Origin of the sequence: Pseudomonas sp. NPDC008258, assembly GCF_042956345.1 — a bacterium.
GTDB lineage: Bacteria > Pseudomonadota > Gammaproteobacteria > Pseudomonadales > Pseudomonadaceae > Aquipseudomonas.
In genome coordinates, this window is the sequence record NZ_JBIBGE010000070.1 from 1 (window position 1) to 6,340 (window position 6,340).

The window sequence follows — 6,340 nt, forward strand, 5'->3', positions numbered from 1 at the left end:
TTTGGTCACGGGATCACCTTTATCAGAACGTCGGCCAGCCGCTGCCTGTCATCTGCCAGGTAGATGCAGAGGCGTGTTGGCGAACATTGTTTTTTGATGAGTGGAGGGGGTGTAAAGCCTTCGCGCTAGCGCTGAGTGGACAGGCGCAAAGGCTCCCGCAGGCGGGAGGGATGGATGCAGCGAAGGTGGAGTTGGATGTCGCGCACGGTCATGGCCTTGGCCCTCTTGTTATGTGCTTCATCTGGTGTGAAGCGTTATGGGCCAAACGCTAATGCCGGTGTCGATCCGGCTCAATAACAAGGGTGATCAATGTTGTTGCGTTTCATGCAACGAGTGGCCGGCGATTGCGCATTCGCAACAACATCAAGGGGCGTCAGATCGCCATGCGAACGGCCCGTGCCATTTCGGTGGCCAGCGCTCTGGAGAGCTCATCAAGTGCCCGACCCCGGCGTGCCACGATCTGGATGTCGGTGCCATTCATCTGGTCGTTGCTGATTGCGATGGCTTTGAACGTCCCGGCCTTGAGCTCTTCGATCACAGGAAGCTCGGCGAGCAGGGTGGCGCCAAGGCCCGAGCGCACGAAGTCCAGAATCACTGTCAGCGAGTTTGCGGTGAGCGCTGGCACGATCTGGAAGGGCTGGTTCTTGCAGGCATCATCGACCAGTTGCCGCACCCGAAAATTCGCGCCTGGCAACACCAGTGGTTCGTTGGCAATTTCTTCCAGGCTGATCTGCGAGCGGCCGGCAAGCCCGCTTCGCTGGTGGACGATCATGCGCAAGGGTTGTGGAACGCTGAACAGTCGCGTCAGGTTGGCAACTGCACTGGGCGAGAACACAACCCCCAGGTGGGCCTCGTCAGCCAAAACCATCCGTTGTACCTCGAAGGAGGGCGCGGTGATGATTTCAGCCTTGTGCGCTGTGTGCTGGCGCAAAAACTCCTGCAACGAGCTGATTGCGCGCACACCCAGCAAGCCTTCGCCGATGGCGATGATCGTCGAGGCGCCTTGTCGGGCACGCAGTTCCGCAAGTTGATCGAACAGTGCAGCCTGCTGGCTCACGCGCTGGGCGTAGTACTCCACCAGCAGCAAGCCTGCCGCCGTGAGGCTGACCTTGTGGGTTGCCTTCTTGATCAGCTCGATACCCAGTTCTTCCTCCAGCTTTGCCACCTGGCGGCTTACCGAGGACGCTGCAACGCCAAGCGATTCGGCCGCTGCGCGCATCGAGCCTTTTTCGTGGCACAGGTACAGATAGCGCAGGCGGTAGTCGTGCAGGTCCGGCTGGGGTGTCGTGTGGTTGGGCATCACAGAGTTCTCTTGTCATGGACGAGCGGCGGCGGTTCTTATCGATCGGCGGGTCATGCGGCCAGGTTGGCCCGCTCCGTGCTTACCCATGCTACATCAGCTTTTTTGTTACCCATAATCACGTGAAAAGTGCACCATTGTGGGGCGAGCAAACGTCGGAGGTGGATGTGAACGGTCAAACGATGTCTGTCTGGAACGAGAATGTGCACGCGGTGTGCGGGCGCTTCGAAACCCGCTATGACCATTGCCAGAGCCTTTTCATTGGCGAATTACGGCGTTCGTTGCTGGGTACTACCCAGGTTGCTCACATTCGTACCAATGCCAATGCCATCGCCCGATCAGGGCGCGAGGCCAGCCGCGATACCGACCCACATTGTTTCCTTGTGTTACAGCAACACGGTGAAATGTCCATCGAACTGGGCGACCGCGTACTGGATTTGCGCGAAGGCGACTTGGCGTTGCTCGACTCCGCCCAGGGCATGAAAATGATTCCTCGCGGGCTCTTTTCTCACGTGTCGATCCATTTGTCTGGCGAGCGGCTCAGGCACCTGGAACCCAGTCAGTTTGGCAAGCTGTCGACGACCGGGGCCTGCGGTCAGCTGCTGGGGACGATTGTTCGTCAGGTGGCTGGTGGCGAGCTTGAGCAGTGGGCTCGTCCCGAAGACAGCGATGGCCTGCAGACAGCGCTGGTCGGATTGTTGCAGTCGGTCGTTGACTATCCCTCCCGGGATCTTTCGCCCGGGTTGCACCTGCATGAGGTGCAGTCCCTGATTCAGCAGCGGCTGGACTCACCACGGCTGTCGCCGATCGCCCTGGCGCAGGAGCTGGGTATTTCCAGTCGCCAGTTGTATCGATTGTTCGAAACGAGCGGCGACAGCGTTTGCCGCTACATTTTGCGCGAGCGCTTGCTCAAGGCGGCGCTTGATTTGCGCAACCCGGCCTACAGCCACCGTTCCATCACCGATATCGGCACGCGATGGGGCTTTGCAGACTCTGCGCATTTCTCCAAGACCTTCAAGAAGCAGTGGGGAGTCACTCCCCGTAGCTATCGCGTTCAGGGCAACTGAACAGCCGTCAAGCCCAGGCAGGGCATGTCCAGCTTTTTCATGGCAGGTTGCTGTTGCTCATTGACGGCGGACCAACGCAAACCTGCTCAGCAAAAAAATGCATATGCTTTGCCAGAGCGATCAAGACGATCGCCTGCCTAAAGACATGTCATCCATGCCTGTGGCGACCATATGCAAAACGCTGTCAGGCTTGACCAAACCACAGCCGGCTACCTGCGCCAGAATCATCTCACGCCATCGAACCTGGCTTGGCCCGCAACCCTGCGTGCCTTGTCACAACAAATACAAAGAAGGTGAGTGCGATGAAGGCTGATGATCCGTTCCATGCAAGTCCCGACAGGCTTCTCGAGGCATTCGGGATGACACGCCTGCTCAGCAGGGAAACACCGCGCAGCGGCAGCTTGCTGGCCGCGGGCATGTCCGCCGTGCGGGTTGTACCTCACTGATCCCCACAGTGCTTACCTAAAGCCAATAACAACAAGAAAGTGGGCCGAATGTGCGGCCCGCTAAGGGAGATGCTTTGCCATGAAATCGTATCTGGGTACTGCGCTAGGGCGCTCTGTCTGCCTGTTGGGTGGTCTGTGGTGCTGTGCTGTACCGGCATTGGAGTTGATCGATGAAAACGACACCAAACTGTCGTTCGATCTGGAGGCCGTCCTTGGGGCCTTCCATAGCAACAAGAACTACCAGGTATGGGGCAACCGTGAAGCCGGTCACTCCAGCTGGCAGGAGGGCTATGTGAAATATGGGCTCAGTGGCAGCCTTACACGTGACGGGCTGGGTACCGTCTTCGGCAAGGCCAACAGGGTTGCATCGGCAACCTGGGGGGATGGCGATGCCGGAGGCTTCACCAATGGCAGCGAGCGCACGGACAAGTGGGAAGAAGCCTACGCCGGCTGGCGTTCGGCGGATCTGTTCCCGGTGTTGGGCAAGGATGGCGTCGAAATCTCGGCCGGGCGTCAGGCGGTGTTGCTCGGTGATGGCTTCATCGTGGCTGGCGACGGTATCAGTGCCGGGCGTGGTCTGGCCGGGGATGCCTACAACCGCGGTGGCGGCTACTACATCACGCCAAGGCGCGCTTTCGATCAGACGCTGTGGATCAAACTCGGCGGGGATCAGGGGCTGCACGGGTCATTGGGTTGGTTCAAGTCGGACAATCCGATCCAGGCCAAGGTAGAGATGGCCTTTTCCACGCTCGAGTACTCGGGGGCTGCCGGTACGGTGGGGCTGACCTATCTGCATGGCCTTGGGGTAGACAAGAAGTTCGCCGTCGATGCACAGGCCGACCGTGACGGCATGGATGTCTACAGTATCCGGGCTACCGGAAACGCCGGCGTCGAGCAGCTGTTCCTGTCCTCCGAGTTCGGTTGGCAGAATACCCGCCGCGGGAATGCGCAGGCAGGCTACGTCGAGGCAGCCTGGACCTTCAACAGCCTGCCCTGGCAGCAGACCCTCGGCTACCGTTATACCGAGTACGGCGCACATTGGGATTCTTTGCTGTACGGCTTCACCCGTGGCTACGGCACCTGGTTCCAGGGGGAGGTGGCTGCGAACTACGCCGGGCCGTTCGGGGCCAACACGTCAATCCATCATGTCTACTGGCGCGCGCAGCCACATGAAAATCTGGCGTTGAACGTCCTGGCCTACGATTTCCGTACGCATCGTCCCAATGGTGCGCCGGATACCTCCGGCCGCGAGCTTGATCTGACGCTGGACTGGACTGTCACGCCGAACGTTGTGGTGTCGCCGATGCTTGGCTTGTACGACCCTAAAAAAGACGCAGCGCATGGAGGTTTTCAGGTCGGCGACAACGATCTCAACGTCTACACGGCGTTGGTTATTTCCACTCGTTTCTGAGGCGGGGGCCTGGGCCCTGATCCTGAACGCATGGCAGCGGCTTTTGCAGCGCTGCCATGCGTTGTCATTTCTGCCCTCAAGAACTTCAGTATCAGACCATCAGCAAACCCAAAGTGTTCGTTTATCGGACGGTTTTTAAAGCTTTTAGCTCTAGGATTTGCAGAAAAATGAAAATATCTAAAAATAGAAAAACCTTTAAAATCAATAATATAGGTATGTTAACAATAATCATTATTATTTAATTACGAGGCTGTTCTGCATAAATATCTCGTGAATATTCAATTGACAATTCACGTAAATAATCGCAAATTTTGGTCATCGGCAAATACAACAAGAGAGACATACCATGCCGCCCGTTCAAGACCATTTCATGCAAAGTGGTGCGTGCGTTTTCATCGAAAACATGCCCACGCCTCAACCGATTATCGGTAGCGCCAGTTCCCGCACAGGGCACGGCATTTCCCTTCCTGCCCTTTGTTCCAACCGTGCCTGAGACGGAGAAAGTCTATGGATTCGCTATGCCTGCGTGCAGCGCCCGTGTCGGCGCTTTCCTCTGGTTCAGCCTTTGAGGCTTTGCTGGAGGGTGTTCGAGATCGTGCCCGACTGGGTGAATTCGATCGTCAGCGCCACATTTCCCGAGACGTGATCGATGCGTTCAAGGCTCATGGCGTATACCGCGCCTTGGTACCCAAACGTTTCGGGGGGCTGGAGTGCTCACCTGCACAGTTCTGCGAAATGATCGAGCGTATCTCCCATGCCGACGGTTCGGCCGGCTGGGTGGCGAGCTTCGGCATGAGCCCTGTCTATCTGGCGGCACTGCCGCTGGAGACCATCGCGAAGATCTACCAGAAAAGCCCGGATACGGTATTCGCCGGTGGCATATTCCCGCCGCAGCCAGCCGAAATCGTTGCAGGCGGCTTCAAGGTCAATGGTCGTTGGAAATACTCCAGTGGTTCGATGGGCGCCGACATCATTGGTGTCGGGATCGCCCCGCGTAATGGCGACAAGCTGGATCTGCCGCGTCTGGCGGTGATGCCGAGCAGCCAGGCGCGCATCGAACAGACCTGGGAGACCGTTGGCCTGTTGGGCACGGGCAGCCACGACGTGGTGGTCGAGGATGTCGTGGTGGGTGAGGAGTGGACGTTCGTCCGGGGTGGTAAGTCCAACCTCGACGAGCCGCTGTTCCGCTACCCATCCTTGTCGTTGGCCACCCAGGTACTGTCGGTGGTCGGGCTGGGTGTGGCACGTGCCGCGCTGGATGAATTGTCAGGGATGGCCAGTGGGCGCATCTCGGTCACCGGTGCGCCGGCGCTGGCCGACCGTCCTCTGGCCCAAGTCGATGTGGCCAAGGCTGAAGCCTCGCTGCGCTCGGCACGTGCCTTCTTCTATGAGTCCATCGAACGGGCCTGGGAGCACGTGCTGGCTGGCGATCCTGTGCCTGTCGAAGCCACCAACCTGCTGCGCCTGTCGTCCACCCACGCGACCCGTGTAGCGGCGGATGTCGCGCGCAATGCCCAGATGCTCTCGGGCATGACCGGTATCTACAACGAAAGCCCGCTGGCTCGCTGCGTCAACGACGCTCAAGTGGTTACCCAGCACGCCTTCATGGGCGACGTCACCTATCAGAACGCCGGAGCCATGTTCTTCGGTAAACAGCCCCTTCCGGGCTACCTGTAACTTTCGGGATCTTTGAAATGAGCGATAAGAAAGCGTTGCGAGTGCTGTTCTGCATGGGCATCAACCAGAACTTCTTCGACGCCCCACGCGAGGAGCAGTTGCAGGTCTGGGCTGCCTTCAGTGAGATGTGGAACGGCATTCATGACCTGGCCGGGGTCAACGTGCTGGGCAACATGGATGACGACAAGAGCATGGTTGGCCCATCCGACGGCTTCCCCTGGACCACCTACCTGTTGGCCGACGTGCCGGACATCGAAACCGTGCATGCCGCCTGCAACCTGTTCCGCACCACGGCGGTGGGCGAGGGCCCTTACAAGCTGTGGCGCTACGCCAAGGTCGAGGCCCGTGTTGGCCGCGAGCTGATCATCCAGCGCGCCTGAAGCCCCAGTATCGAGAACAGCCGGCTATCGACGCCGGCAAGGAGTACCCCGTGACCAAC

At 58.8% G+C, this 6,340-nt stretch carries 6 protein-coding genes; 5 read left to right on the forward strand and 1 reads right to left on the reverse strand.

Features of this window, described 5'->3' with window-relative positions:
- Positions 1–272, forward strand: a 272-nt coding sequence (locus ACFY9W_RS28890) for a hypothetical protein (protein WP_391138220.1), incomplete at its 5' end; no start/stop codon positions are given.
- A gap of 101 nt (positions 273–373) precedes the next feature.
- Here the strand turns inward: ACFY9W_RS28890 and ACFY9W_RS28895 are convergent.
- Positions 374–1,300, reverse strand: coding sequence for a LysR substrate-binding domain-containing protein (locus ACFY9W_RS28895; RefSeq protein ID WP_391138223.1), 927 nt, complete (start codon positions 1,298–1,300; stop codon positions 374–376).
- A 17-nt stretch (positions 1,301–1,317) separates the two neighbouring features.
- On the opposite strand from ACFY9W_RS28895, the gene feaR reads away from it, so the two are divergent.
- From feaR to ACFY9W_RS28915, 4 genes are all read left to right on the forward strand, one after another.
- Positions 1,318–2,367: a transcriptional regulator FeaR gene (feaR, locus tag ACFY9W_RS28900; protein WP_391138226.1), complete on the forward strand. Its 1,050-nt coding sequence runs from the start codon at positions 1,318–1,320 to the stop codon at positions 2,365–2,367.
- A gap of 525 nt (positions 2,368–2,892) precedes the next feature.
- Positions 2,893–4,224, forward strand: a complete 1,332-nt coding sequence (locus tag ACFY9W_RS28905; RefSeq protein ID WP_391138229.1) for a hypothetical protein — start codon at positions 2,893–2,895, stop codon at positions 4,222–4,224.
- Positions 4,225–4,731: 507 nt separating this feature from the next.
- The gene (iacA, locus tag ACFY9W_RS28910) at positions 4,732–5,901 is read left to right on the forward strand and encodes an indole-3-acetate monooxygenase (RefSeq protein WP_391138232.1); all 1,170 of its coding nucleotides are present in this window, start codon (positions 4,732–4,734) and stop codon (positions 5,899–5,901) included.
- A 17-nt stretch (positions 5,902–5,918) separates the two neighbouring features.
- Positions 5,919–6,281: an IacB protein gene (locus ACFY9W_RS28915; RefSeq protein ID WP_391138235.1), complete on the forward strand. Its 363-nt coding sequence runs from the start codon at positions 5,919–5,921 to the stop codon at positions 6,279–6,281.
- The last annotated feature ends 59 nt before the right edge of the window (positions 6,282–6,340 follow it).